Annotated in this window: 15 protein-coding genes; 6 read left to right on the top strand and 9 right to left on the bottom strand. The window is 44.0% G+C overall.

Going from position 1 to position 16,637, the window contains the following annotated elements; all coding sequences use genetic code 11:
• The first annotated feature begins 55 nt into the window (after positions 1-55).
• The gene (locus M9196_RS19685) at positions 56-622 is read left to right on the top strand and encodes an SPOR domain-containing protein (RefSeq protein WP_250619218.1); all 567 of its coding nucleotides are present in this window, start codon (positions 56-58) and stop codon (positions 620-622) included.
• A gap of 41 nt (positions 623-663) precedes the next feature.
• Here M9196_RS19685 and M9196_RS19680 read toward each other — a convergent pair whose 3' ends face one another.
• The 4 genes from M9196_RS19680 to M9196_RS19665 form a co-directional block, all read right to left on the bottom strand.
• Positions 664-1,530: a glycerol kinase gene (locus tag M9196_RS19680; RefSeq protein WP_250619217.1), complete on the bottom strand. Its 867-nt coding sequence runs from the start codon at positions 1,528-1,530 to the stop codon at positions 664-666.
• A gap of 7 nt (positions 1,531-1,537) precedes the next feature.
• A complete protein-coding gene (thiE, locus tag M9196_RS19675) occupies positions 1,538-2,173 on the bottom strand; it encodes a thiamine phosphate synthase (protein WP_250619216.1) in 636 nt (211 codons plus the stop codon).
• A gap of 8 nt (positions 2,174-2,181) precedes the next feature.
• Positions 2,182-2,973: a hydroxyethylthiazole kinase gene (thiM, locus tag M9196_RS19670; RefSeq protein WP_250619215.1), complete on the bottom strand. Its 792-nt coding sequence runs from the start codon at positions 2,971-2,973 to the stop codon at positions 2,182-2,184.
• A gap of 132 nt (positions 2,974-3,105) precedes the next feature.
• The gene (locus M9196_RS19665) at positions 3,106-4,062 is read right to left on the bottom strand and encodes an AEC family transporter (RefSeq protein ID WP_250619214.1); all 957 of its coding nucleotides are present in this window, start codon (positions 4,060-4,062) and stop codon (positions 3,106-3,108) included.
• A 295-nt stretch (positions 4,063-4,357) separates the two neighbouring features.
• Between M9196_RS19665 and M9196_RS19660 the strand changes: the two genes are divergently transcribed.
• From M9196_RS19660 to M9196_RS19650, 3 genes are all read left to right on the top strand, one after another.
• Positions 4,358-4,954 carry a TetR/AcrR family transcriptional regulator gene (locus tag M9196_RS19660; RefSeq protein ID WP_250619213.1) on the top strand — a complete coding sequence of 199 codons (597 nt, stop codon included), beginning with the start codon at positions 4,358-4,360 and terminating at the stop codon, positions 4,952-4,954.
• A gap of 81 nt (positions 4,955-5,035) precedes the next feature.
• Complete coding sequence (locus M9196_RS19655; protein ID WP_250619212.1) at positions 5,036-5,905, top strand: alpha/beta fold hydrolase; 870 nt, start codon at positions 5,036-5,038, stop codon at positions 5,903-5,905.
• A 323-nt stretch (positions 5,906-6,228) separates the two neighbouring features.
• A complete protein-coding gene (locus tag M9196_RS19650; protein WP_250619211.1) occupies positions 6,229-7,617 on the top strand; it encodes an SLC13 family permease in 1,389 nt (462 codons plus the stop codon).
• A gap of 140 nt (positions 7,618-7,757) precedes the next feature.
• On the opposite strand, the gene M9196_RS19645 is transcribed toward M9196_RS19650, so the two are convergent.
• The 3 genes from M9196_RS19645 to M9196_RS19635 form a co-directional block, all read right to left on the bottom strand.
• Positions 7,758-8,372, bottom strand: a complete 615-nt coding sequence (locus tag M9196_RS19645; RefSeq protein ID WP_250619210.1) for an SGNH/GDSL hydrolase family protein — start codon at positions 8,370-8,372, stop codon at positions 7,758-7,760.
• A gap of 194 nt (positions 8,373-8,566) precedes the next feature.
• Positions 8,567-9,223, bottom strand: coding sequence for a DUF2057 family protein (locus M9196_RS19640; RefSeq protein WP_250619209.1), 657 nt, complete (start codon positions 9,221-9,223; stop codon positions 8,567-8,569).
• Positions 9,224-9,344: 121 nt separating this feature from the next.
• Positions 9,345-9,776 carry a PACE efflux transporter gene (locus tag M9196_RS19635; protein ID WP_250619257.1) on the bottom strand — a complete coding sequence of 144 codons (432 nt, stop codon included), beginning with the start codon at positions 9,774-9,776 and terminating at the stop codon, positions 9,345-9,347.
• Positions 9,777-10,208: 432 nt separating this feature from the next.
• On the opposite strand from M9196_RS19635, the gene M9196_RS19630 reads away from it, so the two are divergent.
• Together M9196_RS19630 and M9196_RS19625 are read left to right on the top strand one after the other, a co-directional pair.
• Entirely contained in the window at positions 10,209-11,384 is a 1,176-nt protein-coding gene (locus M9196_RS19630) for a BamA/TamA family outer membrane protein (protein ID WP_250619208.1), read from the top strand.
• A 126-nt stretch (positions 11,385-11,510) separates the two neighbouring features.
• Positions 11,511-12,386 (top strand): LysR family transcriptional regulator, encoded by an 876-nt coding sequence (locus tag M9196_RS19625; protein ID WP_250619207.1) that lies wholly within the window; start codon positions 11,511-11,513, stop codon positions 12,384-12,386.
• Positions 12,387-12,535: 149 nt separating this feature from the next.
• On the opposite strand, the gene M9196_RS19620 is transcribed toward M9196_RS19625, so the two are convergent.
• Both M9196_RS19620 and glgX read right to left on the bottom strand, forming a co-directional pair.
• Positions 12,536-14,296, bottom strand: coding sequence for a sensor domain-containing diguanylate cyclase (locus tag M9196_RS19620; RefSeq protein WP_250619206.1), 1,761 nt, complete (start codon positions 14,294-14,296; stop codon positions 12,536-12,538).
• 156 nt (positions 14,297-14,452) lie between these two features.
• Positions 14,453-16,414 carry a glycogen debranching protein GlgX gene (gene glgX / locus M9196_RS19615; protein WP_250619205.1) on the bottom strand — a complete coding sequence of 654 codons (1,962 nt, stop codon included), beginning with the start codon at positions 16,412-16,414 and terminating at the stop codon, positions 14,453-14,455.
• Between the last annotated feature and the right edge of the window lie 223 nt (positions 16,415-16,637).

Below are 16,637 nucleotides of genomic sequence, written 5' to 3'. Positions count from 1 at the left end.
CATTTTTTGACAACCTTCTCTTCTCATCTAGTCTCTTAAAGAATAAGGAGAGAATATGTCATCTAAAGGATTGATACTGCTTCTATTATTGCTTGTTACCAAAACGGTTAATGCAGAAGTGAAGGATTGCTATGCGGTCAGTGACGTTGCTGGGTCTCGTCAGTCTGCAACGATGGTACCTACGCTTGATGCTGAATGTCCGATTGGGGATGGGTTTTGGGGAGACGTTGAAACCTCGGCTAAGCCACAGACATATTGGATCCAGTGTGGCTTTTTTCGCTCTTCTATTAGCGTGGATGAGTGGCAGCGGCTTCAGCAAGGGTTAGGTGTCAGTGTCTGGGTTAAACCAGAAAAAGAGGGCTCGCGCTGTTTGATTGGGCCATACGATAGTTATGCCCAAGCCAAGGTTGTGAAATCTTCACTGCAAGCGCTACCTGACTATAAAGATGCCTTTCTGAGAGCTCTACCACATGGTGTCAGTGTTAAAACGATACACTCGACCAAATCAGCATTGGCCGATAAAAAAAGCGAGGCTTCGTCAACGAATGCCAAGTGGCAAGTGGCAACCCCTTATATGATTGCGGGTGAACACGCCCGGCAAGATTGCTTGTGCTTTTTTTAGCCATTACAACGCAATGTGGTATGGCGACTGATACCATTACATTAGTAAGCGCGGATACCAAACGGTCTGAGTTTTAGCGGTAGTATGGTATCGAGTTGGTCTAACTCATCAGGGAAAATTTCAATGAGATCAAACTCATGGTCGTGATACAGCTGGCGGGTTTTTTCAATCGTCTTGGTATCGATAGGGCCGTTATCGGTTCCCCAGAATTGAATGTACACTTTGCCTTGTGGCAGGTAAAAGTCGCTAATCACATCGGTGTCTATCGGAAGTTGGCGTTGATAGGCGTGCAGTACACTGCCCATATAAAGCCAGTTATCGATGATGAGTTCGCCTTTGGATTGGACATAATGTCCATCTAGGGTGCGGTGTTTTGCCGAAAACTTTTGTTTAAATCGAGAAAAAGAGCGGTCTGTTGATTGACTATCTGCGTCGCTGCCTTTGAACTCCCCCACAGATTGCTTTAGCCTTTTATTGCGAAGTAGGCTAGGGTGCCAAAGCACAAATGTGGCATCCTTTACTGAGTCGACACGCTGATAGGCGCCTGCTCTTAAGCCGCTTTGTGTTACTAGCCAATGTTGTCCATCTCGTTTAATCCAGCCCAACTCGCTGAGTAGCAAATTAATTTTTTTGGCGGGCATGGAAAAATACTCGCCGATTTGAGTCGCACTGATGTGCGCGTCTGAAATGAGAGTATCATCAATAATCAGGTTTGTTGGCCAGACAATAAAGCGCCCATATTTTTCACTTTCTCTATACTCCCCACCAAAGCGAAAGCCGATGTCAGTAAGTAGCCACTTCGACTCATGCCAAGAGACGTATCCCGCTTGCTTCAACGTGGTGAATAAATCTTTGGCAACCATATCTCGGTGTTTCGCCAACGCGGATGTGGAGAGTTTATCGTTCATTGTAGTCCTAGAGTGGTGGCGATTGGGCCAGTAACAGTGTTAACTCACGGGCGGCTTGTTTCGGAGAGCTTGCATGGCTAATGGCAGACACGAGCGCAATACCATGAACGCCAGTTTGGGCGATGGCAGAGATGTTTGTCTTGTTGATACCCCCAATCGCGACAATCGGTAACGTCGTTTGGGTGAGCGCATTTTCCAGGCCAGCGAGCCCCCATTGCTTTTTGATATTACTTTTAGTGGGCGTCGCAAAGATAGCGCTCAATCCAATATAATCAATGGGCAAGTGATTTGCCTGCTTAAGCTGCTGTTCATTCTCAATGGACAATCCGAGTAGCTTGTTTGGTCCGAGCAATTGACGTGCGAGTTCAACAGGCATATCGGATTGGCCCAAATGAACCCCATCAGCATCCATGGCTAACGCGACATCAACGCGGTCATTAATGATTAACGGTACGTTCGTGCGTGCTAATAGCGTCTTTACCGCCGCCGCTTTGTTAATAAAGGCACGTATATCATGATGTTTTTCTCGTATTTGCACCATGGTCACGCCACCTTGAATTGCCTGTTCCACGACCTTGAGTAGGGTTTGAAGATCCTGTTGTTCATCGGTGACGAGATAGAGACTATAGGGGGTTAGGGGCATGTTGAGTCCTAGATCTCGTTGATATTTAATCGTGTAGATAGCGTCTCAGCGTCAAGCTGGTATAAGGTATCGAGTAAATTAAGTTGCAGTGAGCCTGGTCCCTTTGATTGCTCGGCTGCTATTTCACCGGCTACGCCAAATACCGCTGCAGCGGCCGCGCCAGTATTATCACCAACCGCCGCAAAAGCGCCAGTTACCGCCGATAATGAACAACCCATCGCAGTCACATAGGGCATCATGTCATGACCGTTATTTAACGCAATCGTGGATGTTGCCGTCACAATGTAATCTGTTTTACCGGAAATAACGACACTACATTGGTATGCATCAACGAGTGCTTTAGCCGCGGTTAGTGCTGTTTCACTGCTATCTAAGGAATCCACGCCTTTATTGTGTCCTTGCTCTCCTGCCATCGCGATTACTTCAGAAGCATTACCGCGAATAATTAAGTGCTTTGCTGTTTCTGCAAGTTGGCGAGCGGTGGAAGTGCGAAGTTGACTTGCTCCGCAACCAACGGGATCCAGTACGATAACTTTATTGTGCAGATTGGCTTGCTCGACGGCAAAAAACATACCTGGTCGCCATACACTATCGATGGTGCCGATATTGATGACCAATGCACCAGCAAAAGCCATCATTTCTGCCATCTCTTGCTTTGAGTGCGCCATGATAGGCGAAGCGCCAACGGCAAGAAGCGCATTGGCGGTATTGTTCATAGCAACGAAATTAGTGATGTTAACCACAAGTGGTTTGGTTTCACGTACTTGCTGTAAGTACTCGACAATTTTAGTTGTGTTCATTATTAGCCATTTTTAAGTGAGATATGGCAAGTATTCTAGCAGAGAGTGGTTGGTTTGCTACGCAATTTACTTGCTCACTACATGTGGTTTATCGTCGATAAGTAACCAGCTTGCTGCATTGTTCGTGGTTTGTTAAAGAAGTGCAAACGATGACAAAATAACAATACCTAGCGTACAAGTGAGTGCAGACAACACCGTGCTGAAAGCGATGATGTTGGCGGCGAGAGCAGAGTTGCCTCCCATTGCTCGTGCCATAACATAACTGGCGGCCGCGACTGGAGCCGCATTCATGAAGAAAATGATACCCATTTCTATGCCTTTAAAGCCCATAAGATAGGCGGCGGCGGTGATGCTTATCGGTGCTAGCAGCAGTTTATAGCCTGTGGCAAACCATGATGCAGATTGCTCTTTTTTCATCGAGCCTAGGTTTAACGAACCGCCGGTGCACAGTAGCGCCAAAGGTAATGTCATTCGTGCAAAGTAGTTCCCCGCATCGACGGCAATGTCAGGGACGGGGATAGATAGGCTGTAGAATACGAGCCCGGCTACAATGGCGATGATAAGTGGATTTTTTGTAAGGGTTCGAAGCATGACTTTTCCCGCTTTTGCACCGGAGGCTTCAGAGCGAGGCGTCAGACAAATAACCGCCTGAATATTGTATAAAAATGTGGTAGCGGCAACGTAGAGGGCGGCAAGAGCAACCCCTTGGTCACCGTAGGCATTCGCGACATACGCCAGTCCGATAATGGCCGTGTTGGAACGAAATCCACCTTGAATAATGACGCCTTTGTCTGGTGAGTTCCTAAACCAATAATTCACCGAGACGGTGGTAAAAACGTAAAACAAGATGCTGGCAATCAGACCAAATCCCACAAATTGACTTGCTGCAGAGAAGTCATGTTTAGCGGTCACTATGCTTAAAAATAGCATGGCAGGTAAGGTGACCTGAAAAACCAGTTTTGATGCGACATCGATAAAATTTTCGTTGATCAAACCAATGCGTTTAAAAACGAAACCAAGAACCAGCATCAAGCAGATTGGACCGGTGATAGATAAAGAAAAATGCAGTTGTTCCAGCAGAACATTCATAACGCGTTCCATATTGATTGAGAGAGGCTGTAGCGGTTATTTTGAGCGATAGTAGTGTCCCATATGTGGGCATATAATTAAACGTTTGCATTGCATTGAATCCATGCGTATGAGGAAATGCGCCGTGGCGGGACAGAGCAGACGCTAGCAGGCAACCAAATGCTTGTAGATAATCAAAACATTTATTGGCATCGGTGTTGTAGGCAAATAGTGATAACGGTTATTGATAAATAGTACGACCGTGCTAAATTAGAAGTAGCGAACCTGTTTAAGGGAAAATGAGTTTGAGGTAAAAATGAGTAAGGGCAAGATAACCAAAGAATACATCCTCGGCCAAGCCTTCGAGCTAGCCAGTCGTGAAGGTCTGGAAAGCTTAACGATTGGCGGACTTGCCAAACAGTGTGGGCTGTCGAAAAGTGGCCTATTTGCCCATTTTAACTCAAAAACAAACCTACAAGTGGCAGTGGTTGAATACGCCGATGTTACCTTTCAACAGCGCGTGATTGGTCCAGTCAGGGCGCGTGAATATCAACAGGCTCACATGAAAATCAATCACCTGATTGAAAATTGGATGAGTTGGAATCAGTCGTTTCAAGGCAGCTGTATGTTTATCGATGCATGGCGTGATAGCCAGCAGGATGAATTACAGGCGGCATTGCGTAGCACGATTTACCGCTGGATAAACTACCTGACGATTCAAATTGAAAAAGGGATGGTGAGTGGTGAGTTTAAGGCGGATTTGGACCCAAGGCAGGCAACGTTTGAACTTTACGGGCAATACCTGAGTGCCCACGTGTTTTATTCACTTGTTGGAGAGCAGGAGAGCAGTCAGCGTTTTAGACAAAGTGTTGAACGTTTGATGAACTCTTGGGTGAATCCGGACATTAAGTAGGCTAGAGATAATGTATTTATCCTAGCAGCAATTTGGCATAAAAAAGCACGATCGTACGAATTCATTGAAAGGAAGCGAGTCATGAGCGACAAAATATATTTCAATACATCAAAGAAATTTAGCTTTAAAAAGCGATTGGTGAACTTTACCACTCGTACTCACTACATATTAGCTCCGAATCATGCCAAAAATATGGCAAGAAAACTGCTGTTAACACCAGTACGATCTACCCCCAAAAATGCCCAGCCTAATGGTTTGGTCGTAGGGGATGTTGTCACGGCGGAAGGGGTATTGAAAACATACCGCTTAGGTCAGGGACCGGTTTGGATTTTGACACATGGTTGGTCTGGTACAGCGAGTCAGTTCTACCCTTTGATGGAGTATATTGCTCAGCAAGGTTTTACTGCGTTGGCGTATGATCACCCTGCTCATGGGGAAAGTGAAGGCCAGTATGGGCATATTCCAGCTTTCATTGGAGGGTTAGAAGGGCTTTTGGATAGCGAAGACGAGGTTGCAGGTTTAGTTGGGCATAGCATGGGAACCGCTGCTGCGCTTGAGTGCAAGCACGCTAAGCTGGTGGACAAGCCTTTATTGCTCATTGCTCCGGTGTTGGATTATGTCGATAATTTATTCAGCAGTGTTGCTCGCTCGGGATACTCGATGCGTCTTTTTGAAGCGGTGGTCGGGGATATAGAAGATCAGTATCGTTACCCCATTCAGTCCATTGACCCCTATCAAAAGTTGTCACGCCGTCAAGCACAAACCATCATTGTTCATGATGAAAACGATAAGTTCACCAAGTATGACGTGTCCGAAAAGGCATCAATTGAAATGGAGCGAGTCACTTTAGTCACGACTCAGGGTCAGGGTCATGGGCGAGTGATGCAATGTCAGGAGACAAAGGAGAGTTTCAGCCGATTACTGGTTAATATGCCCACAGATAGGTCGTGAACCTAAAGCTAAAGGGCGTCGTGCTGATAAAAATGAACAGGGATAGTATGTTAGGCTAAGTTGTTGTAAATATATCCATATTGTTGATGTGGTTAACAGATTGATAAATTTGTATTATGCGCTTGGTTGGCTATGTGGGATCATCATTTGGTTCCACAAGTCTTAACAATCGAGAATCAGCGCTTTACCCTTATTCTAATTTTTATATTGGGCAGAGTTAGCTAACATGATCGCACTTAGATGCCGATTTTTATTGAGATTTGTGGTTTTGGGGAATTCACCCCAGGGGACTCCACCCCAGTTAACAAAAGGAAGCCATAATAATGAATAGAAATGATAGTGTTCCTCTACCCTCCAATACCCGAGAATGGTTTTTAAACCGCAATAGTCTAATTATTCTTGCTGATATCGTGCTGTTTTTTGTCCTTTATAAAACCTTACCATTTGACCCCAATGTTGTGCTTGGAATTAGCATTCTGTCCTTTGTTGCTGTGCTCTGGTTAACAGAAGCCCTGCACGTGACAGTCACAGCAATACTTGTTCCTATTATCGCGGTGTTGTTTGGGATCTTTGATACTCAGACTGCGCTAAATAATTTTGCAAACTCCATCATTTTCCTGTTTTTGGGGGGCTTTGCTCTCGCTGCAGCGATGCACCGGCAAGGGCTGGATAAAGTTATTGCTGATAAAGTGTTAGTGGTTGCTAAGGGGCGGATGAGCGTTGCGGTGTTCATGCTGTTTGGCGTCACTGCCGTGTTGTCGATGTGGATTAGTAATACGGCGACAGCGGCGATGATGTTGCCATTGGTGCTAGGGGTGCTCAGCAAAGTTAATGAAGAAAGCGGTCATAACACGTATGTATTTGTGCTGTTAGGCATCGCTTATAGTGCCAGTATTGGTGGCATAGCAACCATGGTTGGTAGCCCGCCTAATGCGATTGCAGCAGCTGAGGTGGGGTTAACGTTTACCGATTGGATGAAGTTTGGTTTGCCGACAGCGATGATTTTACTGCCGATCGCACTAGCGGTACTTTTTGCTGTGCTAAAACCAAAGTTAGACGGTGAGTTTGAAATTAATCATCAAGCGGTTGAATGGGATAAAGGTAAAATTGTCACCTTGCTTATCTTTGCCGTAACGGTGTTCTTTTGGATCTTTAGTAAACCAATTAATGCCATGCTTGGCGGATACCCAAAATTTGACACTATTGTGGCACTAGGGGCGATCGTCGCGGTGAATTTCGCCCGTGTTGTCCATTGGAAAGATATCGAAAAAACGGCGGATTGGGGCGTTTTATTGCTATTTGGCGGTGGTATTTGTCTAAGTAATGTATTGAAGGCAACGGGGACCAGTGTATTTCTCGCCAATGAGTTAAGCGCACTTATCTCTCAATTTGGCTTAGTGCTGATTATTTTTGTTATCGCCGCATTTGTTGTGTTCCTAACGGAATTCGCCAGTAACACAGCCAGTGCCGCATTGCTTATACCGGTCTTTGCCGGTGTTGCAGAAGCTTTTGGGTTGTCACCTGTTGTGTTATCTGTGCTTATTGCTGTCGCGGCATCGTGTGCATTTATGCTGCCGGTAGCCACGCCTCCTAATGCGATTGTTTTTGCTTCTGGTCACATCAAGCAACAAGAAATGATGAAGATTGGTATTTTGTTGAACATCGCTTGTATTATGGCATTAACGCTCATAGTCATGATGTTCTGGGCATAGGGATGCGCGCTTCCCCCTTTTCTGGTCGACAGCTAAGGGGGCAGCTGTCTAAATCTCTAAATTTCTCATTATGAGCTGCAGCGTAATTTGGATAGATTGCAACGCGGTTAGTCTAATAGCTCTGTAATTTACAGATCTATTTACGCGATAAGTTTGGCAACGACATCTTTGAGTTGATTAAAAATGACCTCAGCGCCAACGGCAGATAAGTGAATGCCATCGTCTTGATAGAGCGCCGAATAACCATGTTCTAGCGCGTACGCTTCAAATGCTTGGTAAATGTCGACCACTTCAATGCCTAGAGGACCATGGCCATACATGGTGATCAAACGTTTGCTGTATTCCGAGCTTAATGTTGCAATGGCATCGCGAATACTGTTTACCGTTTCTTGTTGGTGTGCAAACAACGGTAAAGAACCAATCGGGTCAATCGGTGAGGTAATAATCACGATCGGTCGAATGTTATGATGCTGTGCTTGTGCAATCATTGCGTTGTAATTGCAAGCAACCTCATTAATTGGCGTACCCCAGTTTAGATCGTTTAGACCACCAAAGATCACAACCACATCGGGTTGTTGTTCTATCACTTGCTGTTGGAAGCGTGACAGCATCCCTGTTGTGGTATCACCCGGAATTCCCAAGTTAATAAATTGACTCTCGGCAAATGTAGACGCGAGAGATTCGGACCAGTTTAGCCCTTTTTTTAGCCCCCAACCTGCGGTCAGGCTATCGCCAAGTAACGCGACTTTTTTCATGAATCATGTCCTGTTGTGTCGTCTTTGCTTAGTTTCTTGTTGCTTAATTGCTTAATTGCTTAATTGCTTAATTGTTTAAGTTAGCGTGTAGTTAGCGGCTTAGATCATGTGACTGGGAATGCGACAATTGAAAAAGCTGAATACAAAAAGCCGCTTAATAAAGCGGCTATTGAGATGGCTAAGTGGCGCCAGAACTAGTGTTGGCTGACATACTCTTTAAAGCGTGCTTTTGTTGCATCATCCGCTTTGTTGTACCAAAAAATGAGCATCTCTTCAGCGGTACTATCTCCAGCAGGTGTATTGACGTTAGCGGGCAACGTGACTGGGGTAGCCGTGGTTGCAACAGCGCCAGCGGCGGCAATTGCTGCGATGCCCCCTTTGCGGTTGTAATCTTCCGCTTCACGGCTGTAATCACGACCAATTTGCATTCCGTCTTTAACGAGTACATCTTGCTCTACTGCAATCACATTACCTTGCTCATCTTTTAATGACCAAGCAAAGGTATCAATATCTTTTTTAGCCTGTCGCTCGTTTTGATAACTTGGGACTTCTAGCGTCAGTGTCGTGTTACTTGCATCAAATCGGGCAATGACCACTTTACTTGGTATGCTGACACGTTCCTCGCGATTCAGATCAAAGTAAGGTTCAAAGCGAAACACTATTTGATTGGTACCATCAGGCAGTGTTGCAGTCTCGCCAGACGAGAAAAACCCATTTGACTTTGAGTTAGCCTCACCAGCGTTGACAGACAGTAAGTCAACTGACTCAGGGATGTTAATCGTAACGTCAGCGACTGCGAATGTGCTACTGCTTGCTAAAAGAGCGCAGGTAAGAATTTTAAGTGCTTTCATTATGGGTGTCCTTCAAGGATTATTCTCTGTAGTTTAGCGCATCCTAGCTTGCCTACATTGCATAATGAATGCAATGAGTTACTGAAGGAACCAATAGAATTTGACAAAAGTTGACATCGCTCTATTTATTGTCGAGTTGTAAATCAGGTAATGGGTAAATATTGTCGTACATCAGATTGAAAAAATAAGAGTAGAACAAAGCAATAACAACGAAACCAATGTCAGCCACAATCGCATCAATAAGAGACAAATTTAATGACCAAGCAAGCAAAGGAATGGTGGCAAAGAGCAGCCCAAATTCAAATAGTATGGCGTGGAAAACACGCTGAGTGCTGCTTTTTTTGGTTGTGCCATTTAATTTGTACAGGCACGCATCGAATACATAATTGTATATAAAGTTCCACAGCATCGCGATGAGGGAGAGCCCAACCGCTGTAATCGTGGCGGTTTCTGCACTGGCACCAAATATAAACATGCATATAGGTGCTGCGATTATCAGTAGAAATAACTCGAATAATATAGTGTGTCTCAATCTATCTGCGGGGGTACGCATCGCTTTCCTTGCTGCCATTAGTCCGATCTCTGTCACAATTCAACATATTTTGTAAATTCTATACGATTTGTTTAACACCTGAAAGGATTAAGTATCTATTTTTCGAATTGGTCGGAAGTGTGATAACTCTAATAAAATTTTTTATCTATACTACTGTATAATAAGGAATTGATGATATCTCCCTAACTTATTCCAACAACGGATACCATAATATTGGTGAATTTTTAGCGGGATTTTGAGTGATTTCCTTACGTTTTTTAATAGTATCTATATGTATTTCTAATGGGTTGGCTTTATCTACGAATGTTATTTTAGTAGCATCGCTGTTGCTCAACGTAGAGCACCCACGAAAGGTACGATCCATTGATATCAGTACCATGAAGAAAGGAATCTTAGTGTGGTATATAAATAACACGACTAATTGAGATTTCCGTGCATACATCCCATACCAGAGCGTTATTACTGCCCCTCGCACTCCTCACTGCAGCAACTTCTGTCTGCGCAGAAGATACAACGCATTCGACAGAACACCAAGAATCGACGTCGCTAACGAAAGAATTAGAACATAAGCCTTCCCATGGGCAACCTAGCTCTGAGGGATCAGACGACGAAGCGCTACCAGATAGAAAGCTTGCCGCTTTTCCTGTCCCTATTACTGATGATGCACTTGGCGTTGGCTTAGGGGTCAATGCGATGTATTTGCATGACCGAGCAGAAGGCGCGACAAACCCGTCTACGAGTATGTTTTATGGTCAGTACACCGACTCTGGAAGTGGCATGGCGATCGTCGGGCATGAGCATGTTTTCGCCCATGACGCATGGCGTGCAGGATTCTGGGCTGGACATTTTAGTTTGAATCTAAAATACACGGGTCGTGTAGGGATGCAGTTACCAAAAGCGGCAAAATATGCGAGTTATTCAAATTTTGTATACGGCGAAGTTCGCAAGCAAATAGTCGATGATTTGTATTTTGGTGTTCAAGGGCTGTGGAGCGGGGGTAATGCGGATCTTAAGGAGAGCGCAACCGCCGAGGAAAAGAAAGAGTTTGAACGTCAAATGAGTGGCCATAATGGCGCATTAGGTCTGTTACTGACCTATGATTCTCGTGACAATATGATGGGCGCCACTCAAGGTCTTAATTTAGACTTGAGTACCTTGCATTACTCAAAAGACAGTCGGACGGGCAAACGGTTCGATCGATATGATGCAGAAATGAGTCAGTATTTTCCTGTGGGCGATGACGTTTTTGCATATCGTGTGATTGGTAAAGAAATTGTGGGTGACGCCCCAGAAAACGAGTTTGTGACACCGGATTTACGTGGCGTCGACTGGAATAAATATCGTGGTACCGCCACTTATCAGGCAGAAATTGAATACCGGCATAAATTTTCAACATTATGGAGTGGTGTCGCCTTCGCTGGTGCCGCTATTGTTGAAAATGAAGATCGACACCTTTCCAATAGCGTGAAGTCTGAAGTTATTCCTAGTGCCGGCGTCGGCGTAAGATACCTCTTGAATGCGAAAGAACGTTTTTCAATTGGTGCGGATGTTGCCGTGTCTAAAATGGGCAACACGAGCTTCTATATTCGATTTGGTGAAGCGTTCTAGTAGAGGGTATTCCCCTCATCAATGCACTATCTCTTATTATTGATTTTGTCGATAGGTTTTGGTGCAGTTATTGTGCTATTGTTTTACGATAGTATGGTTATTAATAAGTGATTCAAAGGGTTGGATATGCTGAATATTGAACAGCTAGTGGCGTTTGTTGCAGCAGCAGAGCAAGGTTCCTTTTCCGCCGCGGCGAGACATCTCGGAAAAAGCCAAAGCTCGGTAAGTATTGGTGTGAATAATCTTGAGGTTGATCTCGGTATTAAGCTGTTCGATAGAAGTACGAAGTATCCTAAGCTGACTCCTCAGGGAGAGCGGATGCTTTCACAGGCAAAGGTACTTTTGAGACAAGCGGAACGTATTCGTAATTACTCGCGAGCAAGCGTTGAGAACGTAGAGGATACGTTGAGAATCGCAATTGATCCATTGTTACCGTTTAGCTTACTTGAGTCAGCAATTGAAAAGATGTCACAGCGGTTTCCATTTACTCATGTGGACGTCTCTCGACTCAGCGCCAATAAACTGACTGCAGCTATTGCAAATGACGAAATAGAGCTTGGATTCAATATTGCTGCTGATGCGGTGCCAGAGGGGTTGGATTTTGTCTCTATTGCTAACATTGAGTGGGTATGTATCTGTAGCCCAGATTCGATATTTGCTGACATGGCGCAAGTAAGTAATGAAACCTTAATAGGGGAAAGGCAAATTGTTTGCCGCAGCATGATGCTTAACCCGGTATTGAATGCGCAAGGTGCTTTTTCACAAGATATTTGGCAAGCGGACGATCAAGAAGATGTGATTAAGCTGGTTGAACAGGGAATTGGATGGGCAATAATGCCAAAGGATTTCATTGTTGAAAAGCAAAGGCTCGGAACACTAATCGATTTTAGGCCAGAATTTCAACGCTACGAAATGTTGAATTCAGCCGACGCGCTTTGGAAGTCAAATGCACAGTTAGGACCAGCGGCTAAGTATTTATGTGAAGTTCTCGGGGTCATCTAGCCTGGAACGAGATTTGTAAAAAAGCCTTATCTGAACACTCAGATAAGGATTTTTTATTACCGTGTTAACGAGGCTGTTAGCTAAAGAGCTAAAGAGCTAAAGAATTACAGAGCTAATGAGTTACAGAGCGAAACAGTGAAGCTCGCTGATTACTGATAGAAGCAGACAATATTTCTTCCTTTCAATTTAGCTTGTTGCAAGCTTTGTTTTGCTCGTCCTATTACCGCGTCAGGTGTATCACCGATAACCGTTGCCCCAATGGTGACAGAAGCCTCGATCCATTTGTCATGCATATTGATTGGCTGCTTCTCTATGAGCTGTCTGAGCCAATCGAGCTGTTTGCTCGCTCCCTCTTTATTCTCGGCCTCGAATAGAACCGCGAATCCGCCATTCTCATCACGCGAAATGCAAATGGCACTTGGTTTCTTGAAGTTTCGCTTAATAGTATCCGCAATATACAAAATGATGGTGTCACCTAACATATCACCGTGTTGGGCGTTCATATTACCCAGCCCATTGATATCAATAAGCGCGTAAAATACGTTCTGATTGCGTAATTGCTGTGACAGCGCGTGACGCATGGCCTGTTTATTGTCGAGCCCTGTAAGTGGATCCTTACTGTGTAGTGCTTGAAACAATAACAAGTTAGATAGTGCGACTTCAGAAAAGTCTCTAATCGCTCGCATCACGCCCTCAAAAGCAAAAAATGAGCTCTTCAGGTAAATCACACCGATGAGTGTCTCTCTTTGATAGAGGGGCATTGTATAATGGCGTCCCTTTATTTGGAGCTTTCTTGCAATCGCATCGGAATCGGAATTGTATGAATAGTTAAGTTCTCGACGTGTTAGCACCGACGGCAGCGTCTCAGTGTGATGAATTATCTGAGTATTGCCGTGAAAGTCGATGGTCTTGACGTTGCCTGACTCGTTGTCATACAGGCAAAGTTGCATCCCTTTGTGAAAAGTAAATTGATTAAATATTGATTTAAGTTCATGTTTAAAATGGGAAATGTCTGGTGATGCATTGAGCTTGGCCAACGATTTATTAAGCTGGAACGTAATATAATTAATCGACAGTATCAATAAAAGCAATGAGAGCATGACCACAGCGGTTAATGATATTTGATAAGAGTTGAAGAGAATATCTGCACGATTTGTGCCTGATACAAACACCCAGCCACTTGGGTTCTGAGCATCAAAAATGCTCATTTTATATTGGCCGTTATAATAATATTCATACTTGCCACGTTTTTCACCTCCCTTGATTCGCTCCTGGAGTCCGCTGGAAAAACTAATAGAAGGCGATCCTATTCTTAATGGGTCAGGATGGAAGACCAATCGTCCCGTTTCGGCGTCAATCACAAAAACGTAACCCGTTTTCAACGTTTTTAAGTTCGCTAAATACTGGGTGGTATGTTGAACATCAAACTCTATCCAAACCTCACGTTGGTTTTTAATATTGGCCTGCTTGATGGCGAAAACCCAAAATCCATTGGCTTTTTGATAGATATTAGAGATGGCGTATACGTTGGAAGATGCCTTATATTCATGCCACTGTATTGCCGTTGTAATCACAGGGGAGAGCGGTACCCCATTTATGGGAAGGTAATCATTTTCCACAGAATTAAAGCGAACGATATTTTTATACAGATAGGTATTCGATAGGACATCGTTGGCGAGGGTATTAAATTGACTGGTATCGACATTGTTTTGTAATAGGTCCACTTTACCAAACGTTGCTTCAATTTGTGCCCAAACTAACGCCGATGCCATCTTTACGTTGGATTGCGATTGTTCCATGGCAAGATCTTGAGAGCGCTGATACTGTTGGTACGAGATAAAGATGAGCGTGGCGATAAGTCCAAAGGTGAAAGGACGGAAAACACGTAATAAAAACTTTGCTAAAGACATACGATATTCAATTAATTGAGCAAGTATGAGATATTACTACTGCTGGATAGTGTTTTTCAAAGGAATATTACCTAAATAAGCCGTATTTTTAATAGCTCTGCCAGAGAAAATAAAAGAGCTCAAATATAAAGCTCTTTTATTAACGTGAGTCGGGATTTATTGGTTAGGAGAAAAATGTAATATCGCCATAGACATAGGCGCTTGTAGAATCTCACCTTCTGCGTGACCGACTTCTGCGTCAGATATGTGGGTATCACAAATGGTTTTCCAGCATTGCTTTCTGTCACTCGGAAGCGAAAAGCGTGCGGGTGCTTTGGTTTGATTTATCAAATAAAGCATTTCATCGCCATCCTCACCAATACCGAGGTGCAGCGCAACGCTACTCAATCGATTCCAGTCTTCCATACTCATTAACTTTCCATCGACACGGCTCCAGAAGATCCGGTTATTGTTGCGGTTTTCACCACTGAACGCTTGAATGAACGGCACCATATACTGTTGGCGCGCGGTAATCATATCCGCTAACCAAGTTTTAAAGTGCTGTTTGGCTGCGCTTTGCTCCCAATTTAACCAACTTAACTCGTTATCTTGACAGTAAGCGTTGTTATTTCCTTTTTGAGAGTGAGAAAGAACATCGGCTGTTAAAATATGCGGAATACCAAAAGAAAATAATAACGTTGCCATAAAGTTTCGTTTTTGTTTTTCTCTGGTCGCTAGAATAACTGGGTTGTCAGTCTCGCCTTCCACGCCATAGTTTTCGGAGCGATTATCACCATGACCATCACGATTGTTTTCCCCATTGGCTTCATTGTGTTTATGCTTATAAGACACAAGGTCTTGCATAGTAAAGCCGTCATGATAGGTGATGTAGTTGACGGTAAGTTTATAAGGCCAGTTGGCAGCACTGTATAAGTCACGAGAGCCCATAATACGCGTGGCAAACTCTTTCAAATACCCTTGATCCCCACGCCAAAAGCTGCGTGTGATATCACGTAGTCGGTCATTACACTCGTTCCAGCCAAATGGAAAGTTGCCCACTTGATAGCCATTCGGTCCAATGTCCCACGGTTCGGCGATGAGCTTGGTTTGTTTCAGGGCTGGGTCTTGAGCAACGGCCCTAAAAAAAGCCGCGTCTTGGTTGAAGTTGTCACCATTTCGCCCCAATGTCGCCGCCAAATCAAAGCGGAAGCCGTCAACTTTAAACTCTTCTACCCAGTATCGAAGTGTGTCCATCACTAGGTTAAGTGCCGGTTGATAGTTAAGATCAACGGTGTTGCCACAGCCGGTAAAGTTGGCGAAGTACTCTCCGTGTTTGAGATAAAATTGATGGTCTAGTGCTTTAAGGTTAAATACAGGGCCATTGTCGCCACTTTCCGCCGTATGGTTATAGACCACATCAAGAATGACTTCGATGCCATTTTGATGCAGCGTTCTAATGGCCGTTTTAAGTTCTATAACCGCATCACGGTCTGCATATCTTGGGTCTGGAGCCATGAATACATAAGGGTTGTAGCCCCAGTAATTCACCTTGTCCATATTCAGTAGGTGCGGTTCATGCATACATGCAGCGACGGGCAATAGTTGCAGTGAGGTGATGTTTTGATCTCGATAAAACTTCAACATATCGTCAGTAACGAGACCCAAATACTTTCCTCGATGCTCAAGTGGCACGCACTCATTGAGTTTGGTTAAGCCTTTGACATGAGTTTCAAACAAAATCATCTCTTCACGAGGAATACGTGGTGATGTTGAGCCTTGCCAATCAAAGTTATCATCTACAACGACACATTTTGGCAGTAACGAACTCTTGGAATCATCAAAAGGAGGAATGTAGTGCAGAGGTTTATCCAATCCCTTTGCATATGGATCGGAGATAAATTGCAGTGAATCTGACTTCTCAATAACGAAGTTGTAACGTTGACCCGCATTTATTCCGTCAATACGAGTGTGCTTGATGCTGGCGTACTCTTCATCAAGCGAGAATAGCTGATAGTTGTCTTCGCTATCAAATATCGCCAGTTTGATTTGCTCGCAATCTGGCGCATGAATAGCAAAATTACATCCCTTGCTATCTAAAGAAGCCCCTAAAGGGTAGGGACTTGATTGAATTTTTGTCATAAGCGTTATTTTACTTTTTAGTTGTTGCTGACAGTGTTTGTTTTTAACAGTTAATAGGTTTGTCAACTTTAGGTCAAGCCTAGATCACAGAAATTTAAATGTAATTTTATTTCACTAATTTTACCAATTCGTTAAAAATAGTGACTTAAAGCGTACTTTGCGCGTCAATACATTACCAATATCTATACTACTCCCCCCCAAATCTGTGATCAGCGCAAAAAAA

The organism is Vibrio methylphosphonaticus, from assembly GCF_023634655.1.
In the GTDB taxonomy this organism is placed as follows: Bacteria; Pseudomonadota; Gammaproteobacteria; order Enterobacterales; family Vibrionaceae; genus Vibrio; species Vibrio methylphosphonaticus.
The sequence above is the reverse complement of the archived record's forward strand: the minus strand, read 5'-3'. Positions and strand labels throughout refer to the sequence as shown.